Raw genomic sequence first — 25,568 nt, forward strand, 5'->3', positions numbered from 1 at the left:
TTTTTCAAAGCCCGAACCGATGACTTCAGCCAACCCTATCGAGCAAATCCCCTCGCGCACCATCTCCCGGCCGTCCTGGTACGCGCGGCTCGCGCCCGAGGGTAAGCGTGCTTTCAAGGCATCGTTCGCCGGATGGGCCACCGACGCGTTCGACTTCATGGTCTTCAGCTTCGTCCTTGCCTCGTTGATCGACCTGTGGGGGCTGGACCGCGGTAAAGCGGGGCTGCTTGGCACCGTGACGCTGATCTTCTCGTCGATCGGCGGATGGATCGCGGGCGTGCTAGCCGATCGATACGGCCGCGTACGCGTGTTGCAAGGAACGATTCTATGGTTTTCGTTCTGCACGCTAGCGATCGGATTCGCACAAAACTTCGAGCAGATTTTCTTTCTACGCGCGTTGCAAGGGCTCGGGTTCGGCGGCGAATGGGCCGTCGGGGCGGTGTTGATCGGAGAGGTTGTCGCACCCGAGCATCGCGGTAAAGCAGTGGGCCTCGTGCAAAGCGGCTGGGCGATCGGCTGGGGTGGCGCGGCGGTTCTTTACAGTGTTGCGTTTTCGTTTCTGCCTGAGTCGGTGGCATGGCGCAGTCTTTTCTGGGTCGGCGTCCTTCCCGCGTTGCTCGTGCTTTACATACGCCGGCATGTCCCGGAATCCGAAGTCTTCGCGCAAGGGAATGCGGCAAGGAAGCAAGACGCGAAGCGCATTTCCGTTTGGGCTATTTTCTCGCGGACGCTTTTGCGCAGGACGGTACTCGCCTCGCTGCTCTGTACCGGCATTCAAGGGGGCTTTTACGCGATGTCCACTTGGCTGCCTGCCTTCCTAAAGACCGAACGCCATCTTTCGGTACTCAATACGGGCGCGTATCTGTTGATGATCATCGTCGGCTCGTTTTGCGGCTATCTCGCGGGCGCCTACCTGTCCGACTACTGGGGGCGCCGGCGCAACTTCATGCTCTTTGCGGTGCTCTCGCTGGTATCGGTGTGGTTGTACTTGACGCTTCCGCTCTCCAACGCCCAGATGCTCTGGCTCGGGTTTCCGCTCGGCTTTTCGTCGTGCGGCATTTTTAGCGGCGTGGGGGCGTATTTGACCGAACTTTTTCCGTCCGAATTTCGCGCGAGCGGACAAAGCTTTACGTATAACTTCGGCCGCGGTATCGGTGCGTTGTTTCCGAGTTTAGTTGGTGTCTTGAGTCATTCGACGAGTCTTGCGATCGCGATCGCAATCTTCTCCGGGATGTCCTATGGCGTGGTGTTGCTGACAATGTTGATGCTGCCGGAGACCAAGGGCACGCAGCTTTGACCGAGCGACGCAGCCCTATGCGACGGTATCGGCAGCGACGAGCGCCGTCGCGAGTACCGAGCGCGACGCTCGTCGTCCCGCGGCGCTTCAGCTACCTTCCTCGCGAATCGTCAGTTTGCTGCTGACCGACGTGACGCCTTGGACTCTTCTCGCCGCATCGGAGGCCAACTGATCCTGCGATGCGTCGGAGATGACGCCCGAGAGAATGACCTCTCCGGTGTCGGCCATCGCAAAGACAGTAATGTCGCTATTTTGCAGCCCCTTCGTCAGTACGAGTTGTTTGTGGATTCGGCGAGCCAGTTCGTGATTGGCCGCGCGTGCCGCCTTTCTATTCCAGCTTGGCTGGTTGCTTTGCGCGCCGGAAGGGGCGCTGCCGTCCGCGGCCACGGCCGGCAGGGCGCCCGCGATAGCCGCGGCCATGACGGCCAGGGCGCCGATGAGGAATACAGACTTTGATTTCATGTCGGATACCTTTGAATGCGTTGCGTCGAATAGGTGAACGGCGATGCGCGCAGGTCGCTGTAATCGCACACCGCACTGCGAGGATAGGGGCCTTGCGCCACCGTCGCTATCCGGCGTTCGGCTCGCTGGACCATGCTGTCGTCGCATACGGACATACGTTCGTATGCGACGTGCGCATGGACCGCTTTAGATCAGATTGATTTGCACATCGATATTGCCGCGCGTAGCCTTCGAGTACGGACACGTTTCATGTGCCTTGTCGACGAGCGTGCGCGCCATTTTCGAATCGAGCCCCGGCAAATGAACGTTCAGGCGGGCCTGTAGCGCATATCCGCCGTCGATCATCCCTAGATCGACTTCGGCATCGACCGAGAGCGCGTCGGGCAGAGTGATATTCAATCCCTTCGCCGCGAGCCCCATGGCGCCGATGAAGCAGGCCGACCATCCCGCCGCGAATAGCTGCTCGGGGTTAGTCCCGTCGCCGGCCGCGCCCGGGGAGGACAAGCGAATGTCCAGCCGTCCGTCGGAACTGCGGGACGTGCCGTTGCGGCCGCCCGAGGAGGTATGCGTTTTTCCCGTGTAGATAATCTTGTCGAGTTTCATATTGTTGCTCCGTGGTAGGTGGCGATAAACCGCCGAGGGTTTATCGATGCGCCGGACACGTTTTCCGGCAAGCACGAGAGTAGCGATGGGATCGACGTAGAAACACCATACGTAAGGATGAGTCCGATGAGTGCCGGTGCGTATTGCAATGTTTCTTGTCCGTATCGCGAGCAGATACATTGGGATACATGACCGATGAGGCTTTGAGGTATAAACCCGTTATCGCCGATACTCGTGGAGGAGTCGAGATGAATGCCGATGTATGGAAAGGGTCTTGCCACTGCGGGACCGTGAGGTTCGAGGTTAGGACGCCGTTATCGCCCGCGAATCGGTGCAACTGCAGCTTGTGCCGCCGCAAGGGTGTCTTGATGACGCCGCCGCTGCCCGCGGCTGACTTGACCGTCGTTGCGGGCCGCGAGGCGTTGACGCTTTATCAGTTCAATAGCGGCGTGGCGAAGCACTATTTCTGCAAGCATTGCGGCATCCATCCGTTTCATCAGACGCTCAGGGACAGCAAGCTTTGGCGCGTGAACATCAATTGCCTGGAGGGCGTCGATCCGCATGCGCTCGAGTACTCGGTTTTAGATGGGGCGAGCCTGCCCGTGGCTCAGCCAAGCGTATGAAAAGGCTCGCCGCTATCCTCGCGTTCGCCTTCGGCGCGCTGGCCGCCGAACTCGCGCACCCGCTCGAGTGCTCCCTCATCGTGTCAAGCAAGACGACGCTTAGACGCCGAGAGGCAGGACGCTCATGAAGGACACGGTCGATCACATCCTCGTCGTCGACGACGATCGCGGGATCCGCGAATTGGTTGGCGCCTACCTCGAAAAGAATGGCATGCGCGTGTCGCTGGCCGCTAACGGCCGGGAGATGCGGGCGGCGTTGCAGTTCGCCGTACCCGATCTCATCGTGCTCGACTTGATGATGCCGGGGGACGACGGACTCGTGCTGTGCCGGGAACTGCGCGCAGGTAAGTTTCGCACCGTGCCTGTGGTCATGCTGACCGCGCGCGGCGACGAGACGGACCGAATCGTCGGGCTCGAGATGGGTGCGGACGATTACCTCGCGAAGCCGTTCGCCGTGCGCGAACTCTTCGCTCGCATTCGTTCGGTGTTGCGGCGCGCGCGGATGTTGCCGCCCGGCATGCAGGTTACCGAGGCGGCGCAGATGCTGGCCTTCGGCGACTGGCGGCTCGATACGACGGCGCGGCACTTGTTGGACGAGCAAGGCATGATGGTCGCGCTGAGCGGTGCGGAGTATCGGTTGCTGCGCGTGTTCGTCGATCATCCGCAACGCGTCCTGACGCGCGATCAACTGCTCAATTTGACCCAGGGGCGGCAGGCCGATTCGTTCGACCGGTCGATCGATCTGCTCGTGAGCCGGCTGCGTCAGCGCTTGCGCGACGGCGCGCGCGAGCCGCGTTACATCAAGACCTTGCGCAACGAAGGTTACGTGTTCTCAGCCGCGGTGACCGTGGTCGAGGCCTCGCCATGAGGCTCGGCTCGCGCTGGCATTGGCCGCGCAGTTTGTTCGCGCGGCTCGCGTTGATATTTTGCGTGGGGCTCGCGCTCGCGCAGGCCGTTTCGTTTTGGGTCACGATGACCGAGCGCGACGAGGCGACGGTGAACCTCATGACCGGCTACGTCGAACGCGAGGTCGCCAGCTCGGTGGCGCTGCTCGATCATTTGCCGCCCGATGAGCGCACGCGATGGCTGCCGCGGTTGGCCCGGCGCACCTACCAATTTATCCTAGGCCCCGGCGAGCCCGGTACGCCGATCGATGCACGCCTGTCCGAACGTTTCGCAAGGTCGATCACGGATGGCTTGGCGCGGAACTACACGGTCACGACCAACGCGATCGCCGGCAGCAGCGAACATTTTCAGGCCCATTTGACGCTCACGGACGGCACGCCGCTGACGATCGATTTCCGTCCGGTGTCGAGCATTCCGCTTTCGCGTTGGCTGCCACTCGTCCTCGTGCTCCAATTCTCGTTGTTGATCGCTTTTTGTTGGCTAGTGGTTCGACTCGCGACGCGGCCGCTCAAACAGTTGGCGCAAGCGGCCGATTTGCTCGGTCCCGATCTAAAGGGGGCGCGCGTGCCCGAAACCGGCCCTTCGGAGGTCGTGCGCGCGGCGCGTGCCTTCAACGCCATGCAAGATCGAATCGCGATGTATACCGCGGAGCGGGTGCAAATTCTTGCTGCGATTTCGCACGACCTGCAGACGCCGATTACGCGCATGCGGCTTCGTGTCGACGTCATGGACGACAGCGACGAAACCGAAAAACTGCGTCAGGATTTGTTCGAGATGGAAAACCTCGTGAAAGAAGGCGTCACGTATGCGCGCAGCTTACATGGCGCCAGCGAGGCCCCTTGCCGGGTGGATCTCGACGCGCTGCTCGATTCGCTCGTGTGCGATTACACCGATGCGGGCAAGGACGTGGCGCTCGCCGAACATGTTGCGATCGCAATCATGGCCCGCCCGCGCGCGTTGCGTCGTGTCATCGGCAACCTCGTCGATAACGCGCTGAAGTTCGGCGGAGCCGCGACCATCGAGGCGGCGCCGACGAGCGACGGCGGTGCAATCGTTTGGGTACGCGATGACGGCCCCGGCATTCCCGAGGCCTTGCTCGAAACCGTATTCGAGCCGTTCTACCGCATCGAAACCTCACGCAACCGCAGTACGGGCGGAACCGGCCTTGGGCTTGCGATCTGCCGGCAGCTCGCGCAGTCGATGAATGCCGTGCTGACGTTGCGCAATCGCAACGGCGGGGGATTGGAGGCGATGTTGATGCTTAAAGGAGCCGGCTGAGAATCGCTAGAACGCTTATGGCCGGAATCGTGATACACGTGCCGGCCCGCTCATCTGGCTTTGAATCGGCGAGCCGTTGCCCGGCGAAACACGCGCCGAGACGACTAGGCCGAGAGCAACGATCCGCTGCGATAGGGCGTCGCGCCGGCGATGCGCGCAACCTCCATCCCCGCCGTCGCGAAGCGGGTTCGATGGCGCGCGTATAAGACGCCGGACGTCCCGGCCCTGACCGTCTCGACGCGATCGGTCAAAGGATCGACGATATCGGCCACTTTTTGTCCTTTCTCTATCCAGATGCCGGCCGGCGTGCGAAATACCAGCACGCCGGAGATCGGAGCATGCAGCGGTTCGGTGCCGGCGAGCGGGGTGGCGGGGAACGCCAGTGGCGGCATATGCGCCGGCGTGCCTTCGATCAGGCCGCGGTGCGTCAAAAATTCGACGATGGCTTGCGAGTCGTGCTCGGCATGGGCGTAGGAGACGTCGGCCTGGCCTCTCAACTCGACCGTGACCGAGATCGAGCCGTTGGGGATCGGGAACCGCCCGCCGAAGCGCGCGCGCAACTCCGACCAGCAGAAGCTGTGGATTTCGTCGAAGGGATTGCCGATCGAGTTCAGCGCCAATAGCGAGGCCTTCGCGTCGAGGTAGCGGGCAAGCGGCTCGACGTCGGACCACAACTCCGGGTTCGTGTACAGGTGCATCGCGCCTTCGAAATCGCAGTGCAGATCGAGCACGATATCGGCGTCGTAGGCCAAGCGCTGCAAGGCGAGGCGCTGCGATTCGAGCTCCGTGCGTGGCGTTTGGCGATCCAGCGCCTCGCGCATCACTTGCCGCACCGCGCGCAGGTTCGCCTCGGCGTCGCCTGTCAGCCGTGCTTCGATGCTCGGCATGACGAGGGCCGCCAGATCATGGAAGTTGCGATTGAAGTTCGTGGCCGTATTCGTCTCGAAGCGGCCGATCATTTGTCCGAGTACGTGCTGGCTGAGGCCGATCGGGTTCGGCACCGGCACGACGACGATTTCGGCGCGCAGCTTGCCCGCCGCTTCGAGCGCGGCGAGCTTGCGGCGTAGTTCCCAAGCCACCAGCATCCCCGGCAGCTCGTCGGCATGTAGGGACGATTGCACATACACCTTGCGTCCCCCTTCGGGGCCGTAGTGAAAGCTCGTCAAAGCGCGCTCGGTGCCGAGCGAGGGGGATATGAGCGGATGAATCTTCTTTTGCATGGCGATTTTCTGCGCCGCTCCTCTGGGGAGCCGCGCGACGAGTCGGCGATGTTCGATTGTACGTCGGCGGGGGCGGGATGCGTTTTGCTTGCATGTGGCGATGGTGGGGGGAGGGATAGATTGAGAGATAGCAGCGAAAACGGACCGATACCCGTCCCTAATTACTGAAAATTACGTAAGGTTTCCATATATTTCCATAATCTAACTAGAGCCTTTCATGTATCTTTCTATTTAGAAAGAGAAATGTTAAATATTGTTAATTCAAAGGCAAGACATAGTGATTTCATTAGTCCTATGTTTAGATTCCTGGTCGTTGAGGCGTGGACGATGGGCCATGTCGAAGACGTACTGCTGGATCAAAAATGCAACGGATGAGATGACCGAGCGATTGCATGCGGTGTGGTCGAATCCAAAGCGCTTAGCAGTACTAACGAGCTAATAGAACAAAATTAGAGATTGACCGAACGGGGGCTGTAATGAATCCGGACATTGCCTTGCATATGCTCGGGGAGACGTTTTGGACCGCTTTGCTGGTGTGCGCGCCTGTGCTGGGTTGCGTCTTATTGGTGGGGCTGGTCGTCAGCATCTTTCAAGTCGTCACGCAAATTCAAGATACGTCGCTGACATTCATTCCGAAGCTCGTCACAGCATTGATCGTGCTTACGACGCTCGGCGCGTGGATGTTGCGCGAAATGGCACAATTTTCGTCCCGCCTGTGGACGAGCATTCCTCATCTGTTTTAAGCACGCGCGGAAATCATGCTCAACGCTTTGTCCGCAGGGGGACTGAGTGCCGATTGGCTCGTCACCGTGGCGTTGCTTTCTATCCGCATCGGCGCGGTATTGCTGTTTTCCCCTTTATTGGCAGCGGTGAATGTGCCGGGGCCTGTGCGCTTGTTGATCGTCTTCGGTTTGTCGATGGGATTGGCCCCTGCGGCGGTAGGTACGGGTGCCGTTGCCGCTGATGCATCGGTGCTGCGTGCGACCGATGCCGCGCACGGCAATCGCGTATTCGGCTTGATTCTGTCCGAAATGGCATTTGGAGCGGCGCTCGCGGTTGCCGTCCATCTGGCGTTCGCCGTGTTTTCACTCGCGGGCAGGATATTGGATATCCAAATCGGCTTCGGCCTCGCCCAAGTTTTCGATCCGAGCACCAACGCGGTCGTGCCGGTGTTAACGACGATCTTCAACCAAGCTGCCGTTATCGTGTTCTTCATGGTCGACGGGCATCACATGCTGCTGCGAGGCATCGCGTACAGCCTGCAGCGGTTTCCGCTTGGCGCGCCCTGGTCGGTGGATATCGCGGCGGGCCCCATCCTCGCTCAGGCGGCCCAGATGCTCGACCTTGCCTTCTCGCTGGTAGCGCCGATCGTCTTTTGCATTCTGATCGTCGAGTTCGCGCTCGCATTGCTTTCGCGCAGTGTCCCGCAGATGCATATGCTCACCATGGGGCTACCCGTGAAGATCTTGATCGGACTAGCCGTCTTGTCCTTCTGGATTGCCGGCAACGGTGCCGCGATGCTGCGAATTTACGGGACGCTCTATCACTCGTGGGACGAGTGGTTCGGTGCGGTCGGCGCGGAGGGGGGCCTGCATGGCCGACGCTGAGCAAAATCGTAGCGAAGCGGCTACGCCTCATAAGCTGAAGAAAGCGCGCGAGCAAGGTCAGGTGGCGAAAAGCCGTGACCTGTCGCTGTCTGTCGTGTTGATCGCGACGATGCTTTACGCGTCCTCGCAGGCGTGGTCGGTGTGGCGCACGGTATTCGGGTTCGCGCGCGCTTTGATGGTCGAGGCCGGCTCCGGTGCGCTGGATCCGGCATTGCTCGAAGCACTCGTGGGCCGGATGATCCACGTTTGCCTGGTTGCCGCAACCCCGTTCTTGGTCGTCGTCGTGATTGCCGCCGTGATCGGCAATGTGCTGCAAGTGGGACCGCTCTTTGCCCCCGCGACGCTCGAGCCGAAGTTCGAGCGATTGAATCCGGTCGAAGGGTTCAAACGCCTATTCACGATTCAGTCGATATACCAGGCGCTCAGGCTGCTCGTGAAGCTAGCGTTCCTTGGTATCGCGGTCTTCTTTGCCATCAAGTCGCTGCTGCCCCAGTTCTATTCGTTGGGGGGATTGGGTGCTGTACGCCAGGCGAAGATCCTGCTCGACGATCTATCGTCATTGGGACTGAAGATCGGCGCGGTATTCATGCTGCTCGCGATGTTCGATTGGTTGCTCGCGCGGCGACGGTTCGCGAAGCGCATGCGGATGAGCCGGCGGGAAGTCAAAGACGAGGTGAAGCAGCGCGAAGGCGATCCCCGCATTCGCGCTCGCTTGCGCGAACTCAGGCGCGATGTACTCAAGCGCAGTCTCGCCGTGAGCCGTACGCGTCACGCCGACGTGGTCATCACGAATCCCGTTCATTTAGCGGTCGCATTGCGCTATGTCGAAGGCGAAATGCAGGCACCGCAGATGGTCGCGAAAGGGCGCGGGCTCATGGCGGCCGTTATGCGGAGCATCGCCGCGCGCCATGGCATTCCCATCGTGCCCAATGCGCCGCTCGCACGAGCGCTTTACCGGGAGACGGAGCCGGGACGGCACATTCCCCCCGCGATGTACCCCACCGTAGCGAAGATCATCGTGTGGGTTTTTGCGCGGCGACGCTCGTCGCCCGTTAGGGGCGCGGCGGCTACCGCGGGTACGGCGCAAGGGAGCCGGCGATGAACGCGCTGAAGCGAATCCTCGGTGGACATACCGACATCGCGATGGTCGTCCTCGTCCTCGGCGTGCTGGTCGTCCTCTTCGCGCCGATTCCGTCGAGCGTACTCGACTTTCTGATTCTAACGAACGTCAGCTTTGCATTGCTGGTTCTGCTGTTGACGTTTTATATGGCGCGGCCCGTCGAGTTCTCGACGTTTCCGTCGCTACTACTCATCGCCACGCTGTTTCGGTTGTCGTTGAACGTGGCGGCGACTCGGCTCATTCTTTCCTCCGGAAGCGCGGGAAAGGTCATTTCGGCAATCGGCGCGTTCGTGGTAGGCGGAAACTACGTCATCGGGTTGATCGTCTTTTTGATCCTCATCGTCGTGCAATACGTGGTGGTGACCAACGGGGCCCAGCGGGTGTCGGAGGTCGCCGCGCGTTTTACGCTGGACAGCATGCCGGGTCAGCAGATGAGTATCGATGCGGACTTGAACATGGGGTTTATCGATCAGGCAGAAGCCCAGCGCCGGCGCAAGAACCTCGAGAAGGAAGCCGCGTTCTACGGTGCGATGGACGGGGCGAGCAAGTTCGTCAAAGGCGATGCGATCGCCGGCATCTTGATCATGCTCATCGATATCGTCGGCGGGCTCGTGATCGGGGTGATGCAGCAGGGGATGCCCTGGAGCGATGCGTTGCAGACGTATACCCTGCTGACGATCGGCGATGGCATCGTCACCCAGGTTCCCGCACTCGTGATTGCGGTGGGAACCGGCATTATCGTGACGCGCTCGGCCTCGGACGAAAACTTGAGCGCCGAGGTCGTTCGTCAGATCACGTCGTTTCCGAAGACGCTGGTGCTCGTTGCCGGCGCGTTAGGCGGGCTCATTCTGCTGCCGGGCATCCCGTCGTTGCCGGCGGCGCTGCTCGCGGCAATTGCGCTGAGCGCCGCGGTCATGCTCTATCGCTCGGCACGCAGACGCGAGCAGGCATCGTCGTCCGTGGATAAGGAGGAACTGCTCGGCGCGCGCGAGGGCGCGGCCAACGAAGCGGATCCCTATGCCCACCTCGCCGTGGAGCCGATCGAGGTTCATCTCGGCGCGTACTGGGCCCATCAGGCCGATCAACCGGATAGCTTCCTCAACGAGCGGATCACCGCATTCCGGAATCAACACGCGCTCGAACTGGGTCAAGTATTGCCGGCCGTGCGATTCAAGGCAAACGGCAAGCTCGCGCCCGATCGGTACGAGATCCTGCTCGACGGCGTGCCGCGAGCGCGGGGAGAGGCGCGGATCGAACGGCTCCTGGCGATCCATCCTTCGGGCGACGTGCGATCGATTCCGGGCGAGCCGACGCGCGACCCGACTTACGGTTTGCCCGCTATCTGGATCGAGGAAACGCAACGCGAGGCGGCGCTCGCGGCGAAGTTCACGCTCGTCGACGGCGGGACGGTCTTGATCACGCACCTGTGCGAAATATTGCGTCTCGAGTCCGCGACATTGCTTACGCGCATCGAGACCGAACGCTTGCTCGCGCGCGTGCGTAGCGCGCAACCCGGCCTCGTCGAAGAGCTCGTCCCGACGGTCTTGGCACTGAGTGACATTCAGAAGGTGCTGCAAAGCTTGCTGCGTGAAAAGGTGCCCATCCGAAACGTCGAGGCGATCGTCGAAACGCTCGTCGATGCCGCGCGTTACACGAAAGATGTCGGCCAACTGACGGAGCTGGTTCGGCGCAGGCTGAGCCATGCGATTTGCCATGGGCTCGTCGGCGACACCAACGCATTGCATGTGCTGACGCTCGATCCCTCGGTCGAAGGCGAGATCCTCAGCGGTCTGCTGGCCGCGAAAGATGCGGCGGACGGTGCGCCGCAGCCGTTCGTGCTCGATCCGCGCCTATCGGAGCAATTGATGACGCGTCTCGTGCAGCAAGCGGAGCGCATGATGAAAGGCAACCTTCAACCGGTGCTGCTGTGCGCGCCGGACTTAAGGCGTCACCTGCGGGCGTTGTCGGAGCGCGTGGTGCCGCATTTGCGCGTGCTGTCGATGGCGGAAATTCCGCGGAACGTGGAATTGAAATCCTGGGGCATCGTGAAGCTGTAGTGAGCGTGCCGCGCTGCGGCGATAGCGGGCGCGTGACGACGTACTTTTGTTTCGACAACAGGCAAGACGGACATGGACGACATATTTGCAATCGCATCGATCGGCATGCAGCAGGACCTGGCCAAGGTGGACCGCGTTGCCACGAATATGGCGAACGTATCGACGCCCGCCTACCGCCGCGAAGTCCTCGGCGCCGCCCCATTCGTCGAGCTCGCGCGGCTCTCAGCCCGCAGTGGGCAGGCGGGCGCGTCTTCGCCGGCAGAGGCCTCATTCGATCAGGCAAGCATGAGGGTCTTGCTCGATACGCGGCCCGGTACGCTGAAGGTGACCGGCGAACCGCTCGATGTCGCCCTTACGTCGGAGGGGTTCTTCGAAATCCAGACCGCGAACGGCACCGCCTATACGCGGCAGGGAAACTTTACCGTTGATAGTCGCGGGCGGCTCGTTACGGCACAGGGCGATCCGGTGATGGGTCGCGGGGGCGAGATCTATCTGAACACGACGACGCCCGTGATCGATGCGCAAGGCAACATCACCGAGCCGGCCGCGCCCGGCCAATCGAGCGGTGCGCAGCATGCGCCGGTCGCACAGTTGAAGGTCGTCACGTTCGACGATGAGCAGTCGCTCGCGCGGATCGGCGACGGCCTGTACGCCGCGGGAAGCGGCTTGAAAGTGGTTGCCGACGCCGCGGCGATTCATCAGGGTGCGCTCGAAAATTCGAACGTCAACGCGATGCGGGAAATGATGCAGCTCATGCAGTCGACGCGTCATTTCGAGTCGATGCAGAAAGTCGTCCAGAACTACGACGGATTGCTGGAAACCGCCATTCACAAGCTTGGCGATTTGTCGTGAAGCCATGACCAGAACGGGGATGAATAAACCATGTTAGACGCTCTTTACGTCGCCGCGACAGGCATGCAGGCGCAGCAGCTCGATGTCGATACGATTGCGAACAATCTCGCCAATCTCAACACGACGGCGTTCAAAAAATCTCGCATCAGCTTCACCGATCTCGTCAGGCTCGAGCGCGTGCGGCAAGCGCACGTGGTGGGGCTCGGCGGCGGCGATGGACCCGATGAGACGGGGCCCCTGGCAGCGGTGCCGAGAATGGGCGCGGGCGTCGGCATCGCCAGCGTCGCGAAGCTTTTCGATGCCGGGGCGATCACGCAGACGAACTCGCAATGGGACGTCGCGATCAACGGGGACGGCTTTCTATCGGTGGCCATGCCCGACGGGTCGACGGCCTATACGCGGGGCGGGACCTTGAAGGTCAATGCCGACGGGTTGCTCGCCGTCGAGAGCGGGCAACCGCTCAAGCCGGGCATCGCCATACCGGCGAATGCGACCGCGGTGAGCATCGGAAGCGACGGCAGTGTGTCGGCCGCGATCGCTGGTCAAAGCGCGCCGGCGAAGCTCGGCCAGTTGCAACTCGTGCGCTTCGCCAATCCGGCTGCGTTGCTTGCCCAAAGCGGTGGGCTATATAGCGAGAGCGACGGGTCGGGCGAGGCCATCTCCGGCGATGCGGGGCGGGACGGTATCGGGACGTTGCGGCAGGGGGCGCTGGAGGGATCGAACGTGCAGATGGTCGACGAGATGGTCAACCTGATGGTTGCGCAGCGTGCTTACGAGGCGAGCGTGAAGGTGGCTCAAGCTTCCGACGAACTGCTCGGCCTCGTGAACAATCTGCGCAAGTGAACCGTGAACCGACATGATGCTTGAGATCGTGCGGTCGGATCGGGGTGCTGCCACGCGCGTACGCGCGCGCTGCGGTGTGCTCGCGCTGTGGGCGCTGTTCTCGCTGCACGGCCCCGCGCAGGCGGAGCCTATCGATGTAGTTCGGATCGAATTGCGCGGCGACGTCGAAGTGTCTCATCGCCATGTGACGCTCGGCGATGTGGCGGGGATTCGCGACGGCAACGATGCAAGGGGCCGTCGCCTTGCCGCGTTGCCGATCGGCTCGGTTCCGCTTTCCGGCATCCCTGTGGCCGTGACGCGTGCGATGTTGGGCGCATGGATCGAACGGAACATCGGCCTTCGCAGTGAACAGATCGAATGGAACGGCGTTGCATCGGTTCGCGTGCATTTGGCCATGACGCGCGTTTCGGGGGAGTCGATCGCACAGCGCGCCCAGGCCGCGCTGCGCTCGGAGCTCGACGAACGCGGGATGCATTGCGCGATTTCCCTCACGCATGCGCCGGCCGACATCGATGTTCCGGCCGGTGCGCTGACGATGAACGTGCGTCAGATCGCGGCGCCCGCTAGCGAGGATGCGGCGGGCGAACGCTTCGTCTCGAAGCATCAATCCGCATGGGTAGATCTCGCTGTGGACGGTGTCTTCGTGCGCACGGTTCCGATCGATTTCGACGTAAGCGTCGTCGCTCCGGCCTACGTTGCCGTCCACGATCTTCGCGTCGGCCAGATTCTCGATCCGGCGGCGCCCGATCCCGCCGAGGTCAAAGTCGAGCCGCGCGAGTGGAGCGGACGGGCGACGCCGCCGCTGCGCGTCGTATCGACGGGGGACTTGGAGCACGGCAGCGAGGCCGTGACCGCGCAAAGCGATTCGCTGATGCGGTTGCGCCGTCCGGTGCCGGCGGGCCGCGTGCTGTCGAAGACCGATGTCGAGCCGCTGCCGAAGGTGGCCCGCGGCGACTATGCGACGTTGCGCGAAGTCGATGGGCCGATCGCGCTCGAAAGGCGTGTCGAAGTGATGGAGGACGGTCAAGTGGGCGATACCGTGCGCGTTAAGCCGACCGGTGCGTCAGACGCAGTCCTCGCACGCGTGACGGGTCCCCATATGGTGGAGGTGCGTCAATGATTCGTTGCCGGCCGTTATTTTTGTTCGCACTGGGCACGCTGGTCGCGCTCGTCTCGCTGCGCGCGTCGGCGGAAAGCCTTTATCGCGAGGATGCCTACAACGCGCTGATCAGCGATGCGAAGGCGCATCGAGTCGGCGATCTTTTGACGATTAACGTCTATGAGCAATCGTCGGCGTCGACGAGTACCGATACGTCGACACAACGAACGAATGGGCTCAACGGTGCGATTTCGGTTCTGTCGAGCGGCCGCCAACTGGGCGGCTCGCTTTCACAAGGCGGCACATTCGATGGCGGTGGCACGACGCAGCGTGCCAACAAGCTGCTTGCGACGCTCAGCGTCAACGTCAAGGAGGTGTTACCCAACGGCGATCTCCTCGTGGCCGGGGAGCAGATTCTCAAGGTGAACAACGAGCAGCACAAAGTCAATTTGACGGGCCGCGTGAGGCCGCAGGACATATCGAGCGACAACGTCGTTCTATCGCCGCGTCTTGCCGATGCGCATATCGATTACCTCGGCGAAGGCGATCTATCGGAGCGCCAGAAACGCGGCTGGTGGCGCTGGGTGCTGGATTGGCTGGGGCTATGATGAATCGAGTACTCGCACATTTGATTGCCGGCTCGGGGCGGAACTTGGCTCGTCGTGCCGGCGTAGCGTTAGCCGTTGCGTTCGGCCTTGCCCTGGCGACGGCGGCGCTCGCAGCCGAGGGCACGACGCGCGTGAAGGACCTCGGCAAGCTGCGCGGCTGGCGCGAAAACGCGCTGGTCGGCTACGGGATCGTTACCGGTCTCGCGGGCACAGGCGATTCGCCGACGAATGCGACGACGCGCCAGGCGCTTTCGAACGTATTCGAGAAGTTCAATCTGTCGATCCCGGCGTCGCAGGTTCAGAGCCGCAATGTGGCTGTCGTCATGGTATCGGCGCAGATGCCGCCATTTGCCCGTGCCGGTGACTCACTCGACGTAACCGTATCGTCGGCCGGCGACGCGCGTAGCTTGGTGGGCGGCACGCTGCTGGTCGCGCCGTTGCAAGCGGCTAACGGCCGCACGTATGCCCTTGCGCAAGGGCCGATCGACGTGGGCGGATATCGGTACGACGCCAACGGCAACGTCGTACAAAAAAATCATCCGACCGTCGGCTCGATTCCGAACGGCGCAACAGTGGAAGTGGGCGTGACGGCTCAAACGCTGTCGCCCGATCAAACCATCACGTTCGATTTGACCGACCCGGACTACACGACGGCTAGCCGGATCGCCACCGCGATCAACGCGAAGCTCGGCGCAAGTCTCGCGCGTGCGCGCGATGCGGAGGGCGTCGAGATCTCGGTGCCCAGCGATCAACGCGACCAACTGGTGTCGTTCGTGTCGCGCATCGAGGCGGTCGGCGTGGAGCCCGATCGGCGAGCGCGCGTCGTGATCGATGAGCGCACAGGCACAGTCGTGGCGGGCGGCGACGTGCGAATCGCTCCTGTGGCGATTTCGCAAGGCGACTTGAAGATCTCGATCTCCACCTATAACAGCGTCTCGCAGCCGATCGGCCTTTGGGGCGGTAATTCGGGCGTTCGCACGGCGCTTGTCAGCAATTCGACGATCGACGTGAACGAGCAACTGGGTCCCGGCTACGTGCCGCCGCGCAGCAACACGGTTGCCGATCTGGTGCAGTCGCTGGCGAGGCTCAAGACCAATACGCGCGACGTGATTTCGATCTTGCGGGCAATCAAGGCCGCGGGCGCGTTGCACGCCGAGCTCGTGGTGCAGTGAGCGATATCGATCAAACGGAGAACATGGTGACTGAAGGAATGGAAGCGATCACGAGCGCGGCGCTGGGATTGGCGCTCGATGCCGCGAGTCTGCGACAGCAGGTCATTGCCGCAAACATTGCGAATGCGCAAACCGATGGGTACGTGCCGCTCGACGTGGATTTCGATCGGCAATTGGCCGATGCGCGACGCACATGGGCGAACTCCGGGAGCGTCGATGCCGCGTCGTTGCGCGATGTGGCGCCGCGGCTCGTGCGCGCCGCGGCGCCGGACGCCGCGCACGCCGGGCTCGATATGCAGGTTGCGGCATTGGCGCAGAACGGCGTCCATTTTCAGACGCTGTTGAAGGCGTTGTCGAAACATTATGCGTTGCTGGAAGAAGCCGTCAGCGACGGTAAGAAGTGACTTCGAACTTCGAGAGGAGAGGGTCGATGGACTATCAGCAGGTATTTGCGATCAGCGCGGCGGGCATGTCGGTCGAGCACACGCGGGTCGACGTGGCGGCGTTGAATCTCGCCAACGCCAACACGACGCAAGGCAGCGGTGGCGTCCGTTATCAGCCGTTGCGAGTGGTCGCGACGAGTCTACCCGCGTCGAATTCGGCCGGTTCGTTTTCGGCTCGATTCGATGCCGAGATGGCGCGCGCGCAGATCGGCGGCGGCATGCCGTTTAGTATGCCGACGGCGGTCATCGTGCCCGGCGACGCGTCGCCTCGCCGTGTCTACGAACCCGACAATCCGTTCGCCGACAACAAAGGCTTTATCGAATATCCAGGCGTCAATCCGGCGCAAGAGATGATCGGCATGATGGGCGCGATGCGTGCATACGAGGCAAACGTCGCCGCGATGAACATGGAGAAGACGCTCGTGCTGCGGACCCTCGACCTGGGCGGGAATCAATCATGAGCGGCGTCGATGCGATCACGGCCGCGGCGTCCGCTTCGATATCGCAGGCGCCGAGCATCGGTATCGATACGGGTGCAATAGCGGCGCCCGCATCGGTTCCGTCCGCGTCATTCGGACAATTCGTCGGTGAAGGGATGGCGCAGGTCAACCAGGCGCTGCTCGCGTCGCAAAGCGATCTGCAATCGCTGGCCTTGGGAAATGCGCAAAACCTGCATCAGGTCATGATGCGTCTCGAAGAAACGCGGCTGTCGTTCCAACTGATGATGCAGGTTCGCTCGCGCGTCCTCGAAGCGTATCAAGACGTCATGAAGATGCAGGTTTAGCGCTGCACGGAAACGAAGCAAGGTTCGGACAAGGCCGGGGCGAGGTAGCGGTGTTCCGCACGGCCGTGAGCAATACTTGGTGGGGAGCGTGACTTGATGCAGCAATGGTGGAACAGACTGGGGGAATCGGTCGGTGGCGGCGCGCGTGCCGGCTTGGTCGCGGCGACGATTACCGTCGCCCTGCTGATGGGAGGCAGTGCTTATTGGTTCTTGCGCCCCACGCCGCAGGTCCTGTTCGGTGACTTATCGCCGCAAGACACGGCCGCCATGACGGCGGAGCTGGACCGGATGAAGGTGCCTTATACGCTCGCCGAGTCCGACAACGATGGCGGCACGAAGATCCTCGTCGACGGCGCGGACGTCTACAAGACGCGGATCAAGTTGATGGGCAAGGACATTCCGCTTCACGGCGCGGTCGGATTCGAGCTGTTCAACGGCAGCGATTTCGGCATGACGGAGTTCGCGCAGAAGATCAACTATCAGCGCGCATTGCAAGGCGAGCTGACGCGCACCATCTTGTCGTTGGCCGAAGTGCGCGACGTGCGCGTATTGCTCGCATTTCCGGAGCAAAGCGTATTTCGTCAGCCGACCGGTAGCGCGAAGGCGTCGGTGACGCTGACGCTCAAGCCTGGACGCGAACTCGGCGCGGAGCAAGTGGCCGGTATTCAACGGCTGGTCGCGGCGTCGGTGCCCGGTGTGCTCGCGCAGAACGTGACGATCGTGGATCAGAGCGGCGTGGCGCTGACGAAATCGCCGATCGACGCCGATGGCGGCACGGCAGGCTCCGCAGTGCTTGAGCTGAAGAAGGATGCCGATCGCTATTTTTCGCGCAAGGTCAATGACGTGTTGAACCGAGCGCTCGGTGCGGGGCGTGCGCTGGCGAGCGTCGACGTGACGCTCGATATGGAGCGCACGCAGAGCAGTCTGGACGAGCCCGTGTCGCCGGTCGGTCGAACGGGCGTGTCGGCGGGCGTGGTCGTGAGGGAGCACGAGACGAATCGGGGCGTGCCGCTACCGGATACCAATCGCGCGGGGGGCGAAGGTCCCGACGCTGAGGGGAGCGATCAGCGCGACGTTGAATATGCGATCGGGCATCGTGTCGAACAAGTGGTTAGTCAACCGGGATCGATTCGGCGTATTCAAGTCGCCGTAGTGGTGAATACGCCGCTTGCAGCCGATCAGCTCGACCATTTGCAGAAAGTGGTCGCCGCGAGCGTCGGCGCATCCGCCGAGCGTGGAGACGCGGTCGTGATTCAGACGCTGGATGCGGCGTTGCCTGTCACGGCGGCGTCGAGCGTGACGGCCCCGATTGGCGCGCAGACGCATGCGGTCGCCGAGGGTCATGCCGCGGAGGAGAGGGCGACGGCACCGCGCGGCGTGGGCGGTGGCCGCATCGTGCAAGCACTGACGGGAAGTCTGGTTATCGCCGTGGCGCTGTTGTTGTTCGCGGTGACCCGTCGTCGACGGCGGCCCGATAGGGCTCCGCTCGACGGCAGGCATCTCACCGATGAGCAGCGCGCGGCGGCGCTTGCCCAGTTGCAACATTGGCTGCGCAGCGGCCCTTCGGATCTTCGGCCTGCCGGTGGGCTGCCGGTTACGGCACGCATGGCGGGTAGCGCGCAACAGCCGCAGGCCAGCGTCGGCAGCGTGGGAGCCAGGCATGGATGACGATGTCCGCAAAGCCGCGTTGCTGCTGCACACATTGTCCGACGCGGATCGCAACTGGATGTTCGAACAACTGCCCGCTCAGCAGCGCCGCCGGTTGCTCGATCTCGTCGACGAATTGCGTGAATTGGGCATACCCGGTTCGCCCGCGCTGCTCGATGCAATGAAAGACGATTCGGCTGCCGAGCGTCCGCCCGCTCCCTTGCCCGATACCGATAGCTGGGAGGGCTGGTGCGCCGTGATCGAGCGCGCCGGGCCCTCTGCTGTATGGCCGATGTTGCGCACCGAGCCGGAGCCGTTGATTGCGCGCGTCTTGGCATTGCGCGACTGGAGTTGGGCGCCGGCCATTGCGCAATGGCTCGATCCGTTGCAGCGCACGACGGTGCGGGCGTTGCTCGAGCGGGGCGGCGGATCGGACTATCGCGAAGCGCAAAAAATGAACGAGTATCTGCTGTCTCGTTTGAGCGAGCGCATTCGTGCATTGCGTACCGATACGCGTGCACCGGGAAAACCCGTTGCGCCTGTCGGGTCCGGTGCGGCGGACAAGCCGGTGCGTAGGCCGGTTGGTTGGCAGTGGCCGCGCCTCGGCCGCGACCGGGAGTCGATCCGATGAATGCGACGAAGCAGGGTGTCCTGCGCGGTATCGCCGTTGCGCACGACGCGCATGTATTGCTTCGCCCCGGCGAACCGATTCGGCGCGGCGCCGAGACGACCGCGGCCGGCGCGGCCCCCGCACGTGACGGCGCGACGCCGCCGGCCGGCGCGCAGGCATCGAACGCGAGCGAGCAGCGCGAGGACCGACACGCGAGCGGCGTGGCCGACGGCTATCGCGAAGGCTTCCACGCCGGTTTTCAGCAAGGCCTCGACGAAGGCCGGGCGAGCGGATTGCAGCAGGGGCTGGATGAAGGCAGGGCGCAAGGGCTGGCTCGCGCCCGGGAGGAAGCGCAAGCGCGCGAACAAGCGGCACGCACCGCTCACGCTCAGCAGGCGGACCGCTTCGGGCAACTATTAGCGGAGGTCGTTGGCGGCCTGCAAAATCGATTGACGGTCTATGCGCGGCAGTCCGAGGAAGACATGATCGCGCTTTGCCATCGCGCGTTGTGTCGCGTATTCGGCGAAGCGGCGACGCATCGGGAAAGCGCTGCGCTGTCCGTACGTCAAGCGCTCGCCGAATATTGCAGTGTCGATGTGGCCGATACGCTCGCAGCGCTGTTGACGGTGCGCGTGCATCCCGCGGATGCCGAGCATCTCCAAGCGGACCTCGAACTGGCGGAGGCGGTCCGGCGTCACGGCGTGCAGCGCGTGACGTGGGTCGGCGATGAGCAGGTGGTGCTCGGCGGTTGTTTCGTCGATTCAGTGCACGGCAGGCTCGATGCGCGGCTCGAAACGCAACTGGCCGCGCTGACTGCGATGCTGTCGCGTAGCGCGACGCCTCCCGCCGGGGAGGACGCATGAACGCCGGTCGTGTGAATCGAACGATCGGCGGCGCGCATGGCGCCGGCTCGGCCATTGCCAGGGCAGCGGCCGAGCTGCGTAGCGCACCGCTCACCATGCGCATGGGCATCATAAGAGGCGTGCACGGATTGGCGGTGCAAGCCTCCGGCCCGCGTGCGCGGATCGGCGAACTCTGCGCGATCGTTCCACCCGGCGTCGCGCCGCCGCTCGACGTCCAGGCACTGTTGATCGACTCGCCGGCCGGGGCCGATGCTACCGCTGCGGCTCGCAAGCCGACCATAGCCGAAGTGATCGGCATTCAATCGTCGCACGTGATGTTGATGCCGTACGGCGACGTGCGCGGCGTCGAAGTAGGCAGTACCGTCGTCGCGCTCGGCGAGCGTTCGGAGATCGGCGTCGGCAGCGAATTGCTCGGGCGTGTCATCGATGGTTTCGGGCAGCCGCTGGACGGCCTGCCCCCGCCCGCTACGCGAGCATCGCGTGCCGTCCACGGACAGCCGATCAATCCGATGGACCGGCCGCCTATCGATACCGTCCTCGAAACCGGCGTGCGCGTGATCGATGGCCTGTTGACGGTGGGTCGCGGGCAGCGGGTGGGCATCTTCGCCGGCAGCGGCGTCGGCAAAAGCACGCTGCTCGGCATGATCGCGCGCCATGTGCAAGCGGACGTCAACGTCATCGCGCTGATCGGCGAACGGGGCCGCGAGGTTCGCGATTTCATCGAGCGGCAGTTGGGCAGCGATGGCTTGCGTCGCTCGGTCGTCGTCGTCGCGACGGCCGATCAACCTGCGCTCGCGCGGATTCGCGCCGCGCATGCCGCCTTCGCGATCGCGGAATCGTTTCGCGATGCCGGCCTGCAGGTCGTGCTGACGGTCGATTCGATCACGCGCCTTGCGATGGCGCGTCGCGAGGTGGGGCTCTCGGCGGGCGAGCCGCCGACGGCACGAGGCTATCCGCCTTCGGTATTCGCGGAACTGCCGCGTCTTTGCGAGCGATGCGGAACGGCATCGTCGGGCGGGACGATGACTGCGCTGTTGACGGTGCTCGTCGAGGGGGACGATTTCAACGAGCCCGTTTCCGATACCTTGCGCGCGGTGCTCGACGGCCATATCGTCCTGTCGCGCGATATCGCCAACGCGGGCCGCTACCCGGCAGTCGACGTGCTGAAAAGCGCGAGCCGGCTGCTGACCGAACTGACGAGCCCCGCGGAGCGCGAACTGATTCGCGAGTCCGTCCGCTTGCTGGAGCTGCTCGAACGCAATCGCCAGATGGTCGAACTGGGCGCCTATGAACGAGGTACGAATCCGACGCTCGACGCGGCGCTCGGCGTTCAAACGGAGCTCGATGCGTGGTTGCGTCAGGACAACGGCGGTGATACCAGGCAGCAGGCGCTCGATGCTTTGCGCGCCATCTTGACGCCGCGCGAACGCGAGGCACCCGACGCGGCCGACAAAGGCCGTGCTTTCGCGATACGCGGTGCGGCGTCGCCCGCGAGGATCGTGTCATGAGCGTCGATCTCAGAGGTTTTCGCTATCGATTGGAGCCGGCTCGACGCCTGGCGGATTGGCGGCTCACAGGGATGAGCGCGCGCCTGGGCGAGCTGCAACGGTCCATCGACGAGGTAACGAGGCGCATTGCAGATCTCGATGCCGCGTATGACGCCCAAGCACGATGGCTCGCAGATGGACTGGCGGCCGGATGCGATCCCTCGCGTTATGCGGCGGGCTTGCAGTGGATCTCCCGGTTGCATCGCGAGCGCAGTACGGCGCAGGCGACGAAAGACGAATGGTTGGCTCAGCGTCGCCGGCTTCGGAGCGAGCTGGCAATGCAGCAGGCGCGAGTCGATGCATTCGACGCCCATCGAGAGGCATGCCAGAACGCTTACGCTACCGGGGAAGCGTCTCGCCAAGCCGCGGAGGCCGACCGCGATTGGCTCGCGCGCTTGGCGCCGCCGGTATCGAGTGCTGATCGAGGAGGGCCGTATGGAAACTGACCGCGTACAGTTGCCGATCGCAGCCGATGCGACGACGCGCGAAGGGGCCGTAGGCGCGCGCCGGCTTGCGGCCGCACCGACCGGAAGTCAGACGCTCGCTTGGCAACGCGAGTTGGCGCAGGCGCAGACCGGCGGATTCTCCGGGTGGTTTTCGCCGGTCGATCCGCCATTGCGTCAACCGGACGGCGTGCCGCTGCATCAGGCGTCCGCCGCGACTGCTGCGGCAGGGACGAACGGCGCTCGTGTTCCGCGTACGGACCAAGACGTCGTGGCGTCCTCGCGTCCGCCGTTGACGCGCGCTGGCCTTGGCGGTTCGGAAGGTGCCGATACCGCGAGCTTCGTACAGCGCACCGGTTCGATGGCCTATGGTGTGACGCCGCTTGCCGCAGCCGTGGCGTTGCCTGCTGCTGGATACGAAGGCACGCAACCGCCTGTTGTTGCGTGGCCGGCGTCGTCGGTCGGTGCGGCGCCGTCGGCGCACGACGATGCTTCGCCCACGTCGTCGTTGCCGGTGTGGCTGTCGATGGCTTTGCAGGCTCCGGTCGCGAGTGTTTCCTCCTCGTCCGGCACGCTGCGCGGCAGCCTACGCCTAGCCACCGCCGACGACGGCGCAGAGGTGGAGCGGGAGCCGATACGGTCGCCGTTGTCATCGCCGGACGCATCGCGCGGCACATCCGCATCGGCCGAGCCCATGCGGGTCTATGCCGAATGGAACGAGGACAGCGTGCGGGTATGGCTCGGCGCCGATTCCGACCGCCTCGACGCTATTTCCCGCATCGCTCGGGTGTTGCGCGATCAGCTCAAGCAGCAGGGCGTTCGCTTGTCCTCCTTGGTTTGCAACGGCACCGACATTTCGCTGCACGACACAGCCGCCGCAGCGGTATCCATTGGATCTCCCTCATCGATTGATTCGCCTCGTTCTGAACAGGAGGAACTATGACGATTAGCGCAACGAGCGGCGTAGGCAGCGCCGGTGCCAATAGCACGCTGTCCTTGCAAGATTTTTTGCAAGTCTTGATGACGCAATTGACGTATCAGGACCCCCTCAAGCCGATGGACAACGAACAGTTCATGGCGCAGATCGCACAGTTCACGACGCTCGAGGAAACGCAGCAAATGAATGCGAGTATCCAGACGCTCGTAAGCAACCAGGCGGTGCAGCAGACGGTGGGGCTCATCGGTCACACCGTCAATTTCACGACGCAGTCCGGACCGCTATCGGGTACCGTGCAGAGCATCGATCTCTCGGGCTCGACGCCGCAGCTCAGCATCAAGACGAGCACCGGTGTCGTGACAGGTGTGAGCATCGGCCAGTTGACTTCGGTCCAGTGAGGACGATGCGATGATCGATTCCATCAACATCGCCGAATCGGGCTTGCTCGGCTTCGAGGCCGGGCTTCGTACGATCTCCAACAACACGGCAAACCTGAACACGCCCGGATTCAAAGGCTCGTCGACCCAGTTCACCGATTTGTTCTATGCCGACAGCAGTCTCGAAAGCGACGGCTCGCCGGGCGTGGGCGAATTCGGATACGGCCTCGATACGCTGGGCACCACGCTGAACTTCACGCCGGGACAACAAACCAGCACGGGCGACCCGCTCGACGTCGCGGAAAACGGCCAAGGCTACTTCGTGTTGCAGAACGCCGCCGGCGAGTTGCATTACACGCGAGACGGCGAATTCAAGTTCGATTCGACCGGTACCCTGGTATCGGCGAGCACGGGCGAGACCGTCATGGGCCTCGACGGCAACGGCAATCTCGTTCCCATCTCGCTGACCAACCTCGGGACGCATGCACCGAAGGCGACGACGACGGTCGCGTTCAGCGGCAATCTGTCGTCGACCACCACGGCCGATACGGTCAATAACGTAACCGTGATCGACGCCGCCGGCACGACGCATACGTTGAGTCTCGCGCTGGCGGCGGTGAGCGGCCAGGCCGGCACATGGAATGTGACTTTGATGGATGGAACGACCAAAGCAGGTACCGGCACGATCTCATTCAGCGGCGGGAGCATCGTGTCGAGCAGCGGCAAAGTCGCCGTCACCTATACGCCGTCGGGCGGGCAGGCGATGCCGTTGACGCTCGACTTTTCCAGCAACGTAACGTCGTTCGACTCGGGCACGAGTTCGACGCTCGCATTCTCGCATCAGGACGGTTTCGCCTCCGGCAGTTTGACCGGTCAATCATTCGATTCGACCGGCACGCTGATTCTGGCGTACGCGAACGGGCAGACCGCGAAGGGACCGCAACTCGCGCTAGCCCAGTTCGATTCTCCCGATCAGGTGAAGGCGATCGGCGGTAACGAATTCGCCGCGCTGGGTTCGAGTGGTTGGACGATCGGCGCCGCGGGAACAGGCCAGTTCGGCACGGTGGCCGGCGGCGAGATCGAGGGCTCCAACGTCGATCTGTCGTCCGAATTCAGCAACCTCGTCGTCATGCAGCGTGGCTATCAAGCGTGCTCGCAGGTCATTTCGACGGCGAGCGACATGCTCAGCACGTTGTTCGGCATTTGGGGGAAATAGCGTGAAAGAGACCGACGCGCGCGGCCGAATACCGACCATGCCACCCCTTTGCGGGGAACTCTTGCCCGCTGAGCGCGCGAGACGCGACGCTCGGCCCGTGCGCGCACTGCGCGATGCGGCGCAGGTCGCGCTCGCGGCCGCGGCCGACGCATTGCTCGCGCGCTGGTGCCGCGACTGGGGCTTGGCCGAGCAGGCGCCGTCCGATGAGCCCACCGTCTGCCGTCATTCTTGGGAGGCGTCGGCGCTCGCCCCGATCGGAGACGCGGTATGGCATCGGGTCACCGTCGATGAAGCCGCCGGTTCGATTTGGTGGAGCTGGCAAGCGCAGGAGTCGAGGCAGGCGATAGCGGCCGTGCCGGCCGATTCGCTCGATGCCGTACAAGCGGTGTTGTTCGGCGGACGCGGGGCAGCCGGGGGACTGGCGAACGACGCGGCCGCCGCCGCATGGGCCGATTGGTGCGATCGTCTGGCGCGCCAATGCGGTGCGACATGTTCGACGAACGCGGGCGGTGCCGGGCCCGATGAAGCACAAGCGCTGCCGGAGCTCTTTTCGCAGCGTTGGACGGGCGCGGTATTGCTGCGACGGGCTATCCGCGATCGGATTCTGTGGCTCGCGCTCGATGTCGCAGCCGCCGAGGGCTGGCTTCACACGGAAGGTTTCGACGCGGCAGCCGGCGTTTCAGGTACCGCCTCGCCGCTAACGCCGTTTGCGGCCGCGCTGCGCGATGTCCCCGTCAATGTTCACGTCGAGCTGCGGCCGGTCGACGTCGCGCTCGGCGATTTGATGGGGCTCGCGCTAGGCGATGTGATTTGTACCCGGCATGCGATCGATGCGCCGCTACAGATCTGCCTGACTGCGATCGACGGCGGCGCGAGTGCATCGCTTTGCCATGCGCACCTGGGGATGCGCGACGGCGCACGCGCGGTCGTCCTCGTGAAGCATACGGCGTGAGC

Annotated in this window: 28 protein-coding genes; 25 read left to right on the forward strand and 3 right to left on the reverse strand. The window is 63.3% G+C overall.

The features are described 5' to 3' along the window. Window positions 1–19: 19 nt before the first annotated feature. Window positions 20–1,297 (forward strand): MFS transporter, encoded by a 1,278-nt coding sequence (locus DXT59_RS19345; protein WP_116138476.1) that lies wholly within the window; start codon window positions 20–22, stop codon window positions 1,295–1,297. A gap of 87 nt (window positions 1,298–1,384) precedes the next feature. Here the strand turns inward: DXT59_RS19345 and DXT59_RS19350 are convergent, their stop codons facing one another. After that, a complete protein-coding gene (locus DXT59_RS19350) occupies window positions 1,385–1,759 on the reverse strand; it encodes a BON domain-containing protein (RefSeq protein WP_116138477.1) in 375 nt (124 codons plus the stop codon). Between the two features lie 186 nt (window positions 1,760–1,945). Then, entirely contained in the window at window positions 1,946–2,362 is a 417-nt protein-coding gene (locus tag DXT59_RS19355; protein WP_116138478.1) for an organic hydroperoxide resistance protein, read from the reverse strand. Between the two features lie 248 nt (window positions 2,363–2,610). Here DXT59_RS19355 and DXT59_RS19360 point away from each other — a divergent pair, with 248 nt between their 5' ends. From DXT59_RS19360 to DXT59_RS19370, 3 genes are all read left to right on the forward strand, one after another. Further along, the gene (locus DXT59_RS19360) at window positions 2,611–2,985 is read left to right on the forward strand and encodes a GFA family protein (protein ID WP_116138479.1); all 375 of its coding nucleotides are present in this window, start codon (window positions 2,611–2,613) and stop codon (window positions 2,983–2,985) included. Window positions 2,986–3,109: 124 nt separating this feature from the next. After that, the gene (locus DXT59_RS19365; RefSeq protein WP_116138480.1) at window positions 3,110–3,853 is read left to right on the forward strand and encodes a response regulator; all 744 of its coding nucleotides are present in this window, start codon (window positions 3,110–3,112) and stop codon (window positions 3,851–3,853) included. Then, window positions 3,850–5,169, forward strand: coding sequence for an ATP-binding protein (locus DXT59_RS19370; protein ID WP_116138481.1), 1,320 nt, complete (start codon window positions 3,850–3,852; stop codon window positions 5,167–5,169). Before DXT59_RS19365 ends, DXT59_RS19370 begins: the two co-directional genes overlap by 4 nt. A gap of 104 nt (window positions 5,170–5,273) precedes the next feature. On the opposite strand, the gene DXT59_RS19375 is transcribed toward DXT59_RS19370, so the two are convergent. Further along, entirely contained in the window at window positions 5,274–6,389 is a 1,116-nt protein-coding gene (locus DXT59_RS19375) for a succinylglutamate desuccinylase/aspartoacylase family protein (protein ID WP_116138482.1), read from the reverse strand. 476 nt (window positions 6,390–6,865) lie between these two features. On the opposite strand from DXT59_RS19375, the gene fliQ reads away from it, so the two are divergent. The 21 genes from fliQ to DXT59_RS19480 all read left to right on the forward strand — a co-directional run bounded on the left by fliQ (window position 6,866) and on the right by DXT59_RS19480 (window position 25,566). After that, entirely contained in the window at window positions 6,866–7,132 is a 267-nt protein-coding gene (gene fliQ, locus DXT59_RS19380) for a flagellar biosynthesis protein FliQ (RefSeq protein WP_116138483.1), read from the forward strand. A 15-nt stretch (window positions 7,133–7,147) separates the two neighbouring features. After that, window positions 7,148–7,996, forward strand: coding sequence for a flagellar biosynthetic protein FliR (locus DXT59_RS19385; protein WP_116138484.1), 849 nt, complete (start codon window positions 7,148–7,150; stop codon window positions 7,994–7,996). Beyond that, window positions 7,983–9,098, forward strand: a complete 1,116-nt coding sequence (locus DXT59_RS19390; RefSeq protein ID WP_116138485.1) for an EscU/YscU/HrcU family type III secretion system export apparatus switch protein — start codon at window positions 7,983–7,985, stop codon at window positions 9,096–9,098. The genes DXT59_RS19385 and DXT59_RS19390 overlap by 14 nt, the downstream gene beginning before the upstream one ends. Then, on the forward strand, window positions 9,095–11,173 hold the full coding sequence (locus DXT59_RS19395) for a flagellar biosynthesis protein FlhA (RefSeq protein ID WP_116138486.1): 2,079 nt from the start codon (window positions 9,095–9,097) through the stop codon (window positions 11,171–11,173). The genes DXT59_RS19390 and DXT59_RS19395 overlap by 4 nt, the downstream gene beginning before the upstream one ends. A 72-nt stretch (window positions 11,174–11,245) precedes the next feature. Next, on the forward strand, window positions 11,246–12,025 hold the full coding sequence (locus DXT59_RS19400) for a flagellar hook-basal body protein (RefSeq protein WP_116138487.1): 780 nt from the start codon (window positions 11,246–11,248) through the stop codon (window positions 12,023–12,025). 30 nt (window positions 12,026–12,055) lie between these two features. Continuing rightward, complete coding sequence (gene flgG / locus DXT59_RS19405; RefSeq protein ID WP_116138488.1) at window positions 12,056–12,868, forward strand: flagellar basal-body rod protein FlgG; 813 nt, start codon at window positions 12,056–12,058, stop codon at window positions 12,866–12,868. 13 nt (window positions 12,869–12,881) lie between these two features. Continuing rightward, on the forward strand, window positions 12,882–13,988 hold the full coding sequence (locus tag DXT59_RS19410) for a flagella basal body P-ring formation protein FlgA (protein WP_116138489.1): 1,107 nt from the start codon (window positions 12,882–12,884) through the stop codon (window positions 13,986–13,988). Then, window positions 13,985–14,575, forward strand: a complete 591-nt coding sequence (locus tag DXT59_RS19415; RefSeq protein WP_116138490.1) for a flagellar basal body L-ring protein FlgH — start codon at window positions 13,985–13,987, stop codon at window positions 14,573–14,575. The genes DXT59_RS19410 and DXT59_RS19415 overlap by 4 nt, the downstream gene beginning before the upstream one ends. A 44-nt stretch (window positions 14,576–14,619) precedes the next feature. Further along, window positions 14,620–15,747, forward strand: a complete 1,128-nt coding sequence (locus DXT59_RS19420; RefSeq protein ID WP_240324581.1) for a flagellar basal body P-ring protein FlgI — start codon at window positions 14,620–14,622, stop codon at window positions 15,745–15,747. Between the two features lie 23 nt (window positions 15,748–15,770). Further along, on the forward strand, window positions 15,771–16,151 hold the full coding sequence (locus tag DXT59_RS19425) for a flagellar basal body rod protein FlgB (RefSeq protein ID WP_240324582.1): 381 nt from the start codon (window positions 15,771–15,773) through the stop codon (window positions 16,149–16,151). A gap of 26 nt (window positions 16,152–16,177) precedes the next feature. Beyond that, window positions 16,178–16,651, forward strand: coding sequence for a flagellar basal body rod protein FlgC (gene flgC / locus DXT59_RS19430; protein WP_116138491.1), 474 nt, complete (start codon window positions 16,178–16,180; stop codon window positions 16,649–16,651). Then, the gene (gene fliE / locus DXT59_RS19435; RefSeq protein ID WP_116138492.1) at window positions 16,648–16,974 is read left to right on the forward strand and encodes a flagellar hook-basal body complex protein FliE; all 327 of its coding nucleotides are present in this window, start codon (window positions 16,648–16,650) and stop codon (window positions 16,972–16,974) included. Before flgC ends, fliE begins: the two co-directional genes overlap by 4 nt. Window positions 16,975–17,070: 96 nt before the next feature. After that, complete coding sequence (gene fliF / locus DXT59_RS19440; protein WP_116138493.1) at window positions 17,071–18,642, forward strand: flagellar basal-body MS-ring/collar protein FliF; 1,572 nt, start codon at window positions 17,071–17,073, stop codon at window positions 18,640–18,642. Further along, a complete protein-coding gene (locus tag DXT59_RS19445) occupies window positions 18,635–19,252 on the forward strand; it encodes a hypothetical protein (RefSeq protein ID WP_116138494.1) in 618 nt (205 codons plus the stop codon). Before fliF ends, DXT59_RS19445 begins: the two co-directional genes overlap by 8 nt. Beyond that, on the forward strand, window positions 19,249–20,094 hold the full coding sequence (locus DXT59_RS19450) for a FliH/SctL family protein (RefSeq protein ID WP_116138495.1): 846 nt from the start codon (window positions 19,249–19,251) through the stop codon (window positions 20,092–20,094). Before DXT59_RS19445 ends, DXT59_RS19450 begins: the two co-directional genes overlap by 4 nt. After that, window positions 20,091–21,602 (forward strand): FliI/YscN family ATPase, encoded by a 1,512-nt coding sequence (locus tag DXT59_RS19455; RefSeq protein WP_116138496.1) that lies wholly within the window; start codon window positions 20,091–20,093, stop codon window positions 21,600–21,602. Before DXT59_RS19450 ends, DXT59_RS19455 begins: the two co-directional genes overlap by 4 nt. Beyond that, on the forward strand, window positions 21,599–22,087 hold the full coding sequence (locus tag DXT59_RS19460) for a hypothetical protein (protein WP_162878154.1): 489 nt from the start codon (window positions 21,599–21,601) through the stop codon (window positions 22,085–22,087). Before DXT59_RS19455 ends, DXT59_RS19460 begins: the two co-directional genes overlap by 4 nt. Next, window positions 22,077–23,027, forward strand: coding sequence for a hypothetical protein (locus tag DXT59_RS19465; RefSeq protein WP_116138498.1), 951 nt, complete (start codon window positions 22,077–22,079; stop codon window positions 23,025–23,027). Before DXT59_RS19460 ends, DXT59_RS19465 begins: the two co-directional genes overlap by 11 nt. Beyond that, complete coding sequence (locus tag DXT59_RS19470) at window positions 23,024–23,419, forward strand: flagellar hook capping FlgD N-terminal domain-containing protein (RefSeq protein ID WP_116138499.1); 396 nt, start codon at window positions 23,024–23,026, stop codon at window positions 23,417–23,419. Before DXT59_RS19465 ends, DXT59_RS19470 begins: the two co-directional genes overlap by 4 nt. A 10-nt stretch (window positions 23,420–23,429) precedes the next feature. Beyond that, entirely contained in the window at window positions 23,430–24,614 is a 1,185-nt protein-coding gene (locus DXT59_RS19475; RefSeq protein WP_116138500.1) for a flagellar hook protein FlgE, read from the forward strand. 37 nt (window positions 24,615–24,651) lie between these two features. After that, window positions 24,652–25,566 carry a FliM/FliN family flagellar motor switch protein gene (locus tag DXT59_RS19480; protein ID WP_162878155.1) on the forward strand — a complete coding sequence of 305 codons (915 nt, stop codon included), beginning with the start codon at window positions 24,652–24,654 and terminating at the stop codon, window positions 25,564–25,566. Window positions 25,567–25,568: the final 2 nt, after the last annotated feature.

Origin of the sequence: Trinickia diaoshuihuensis (genome assembly GCF_003390925.1) — a bacterium.
Lineage (GTDB): Bacteria > Pseudomonadota > Gammaproteobacteria > Burkholderiales > Burkholderiaceae > Trinickia > Trinickia diaoshuihuensis.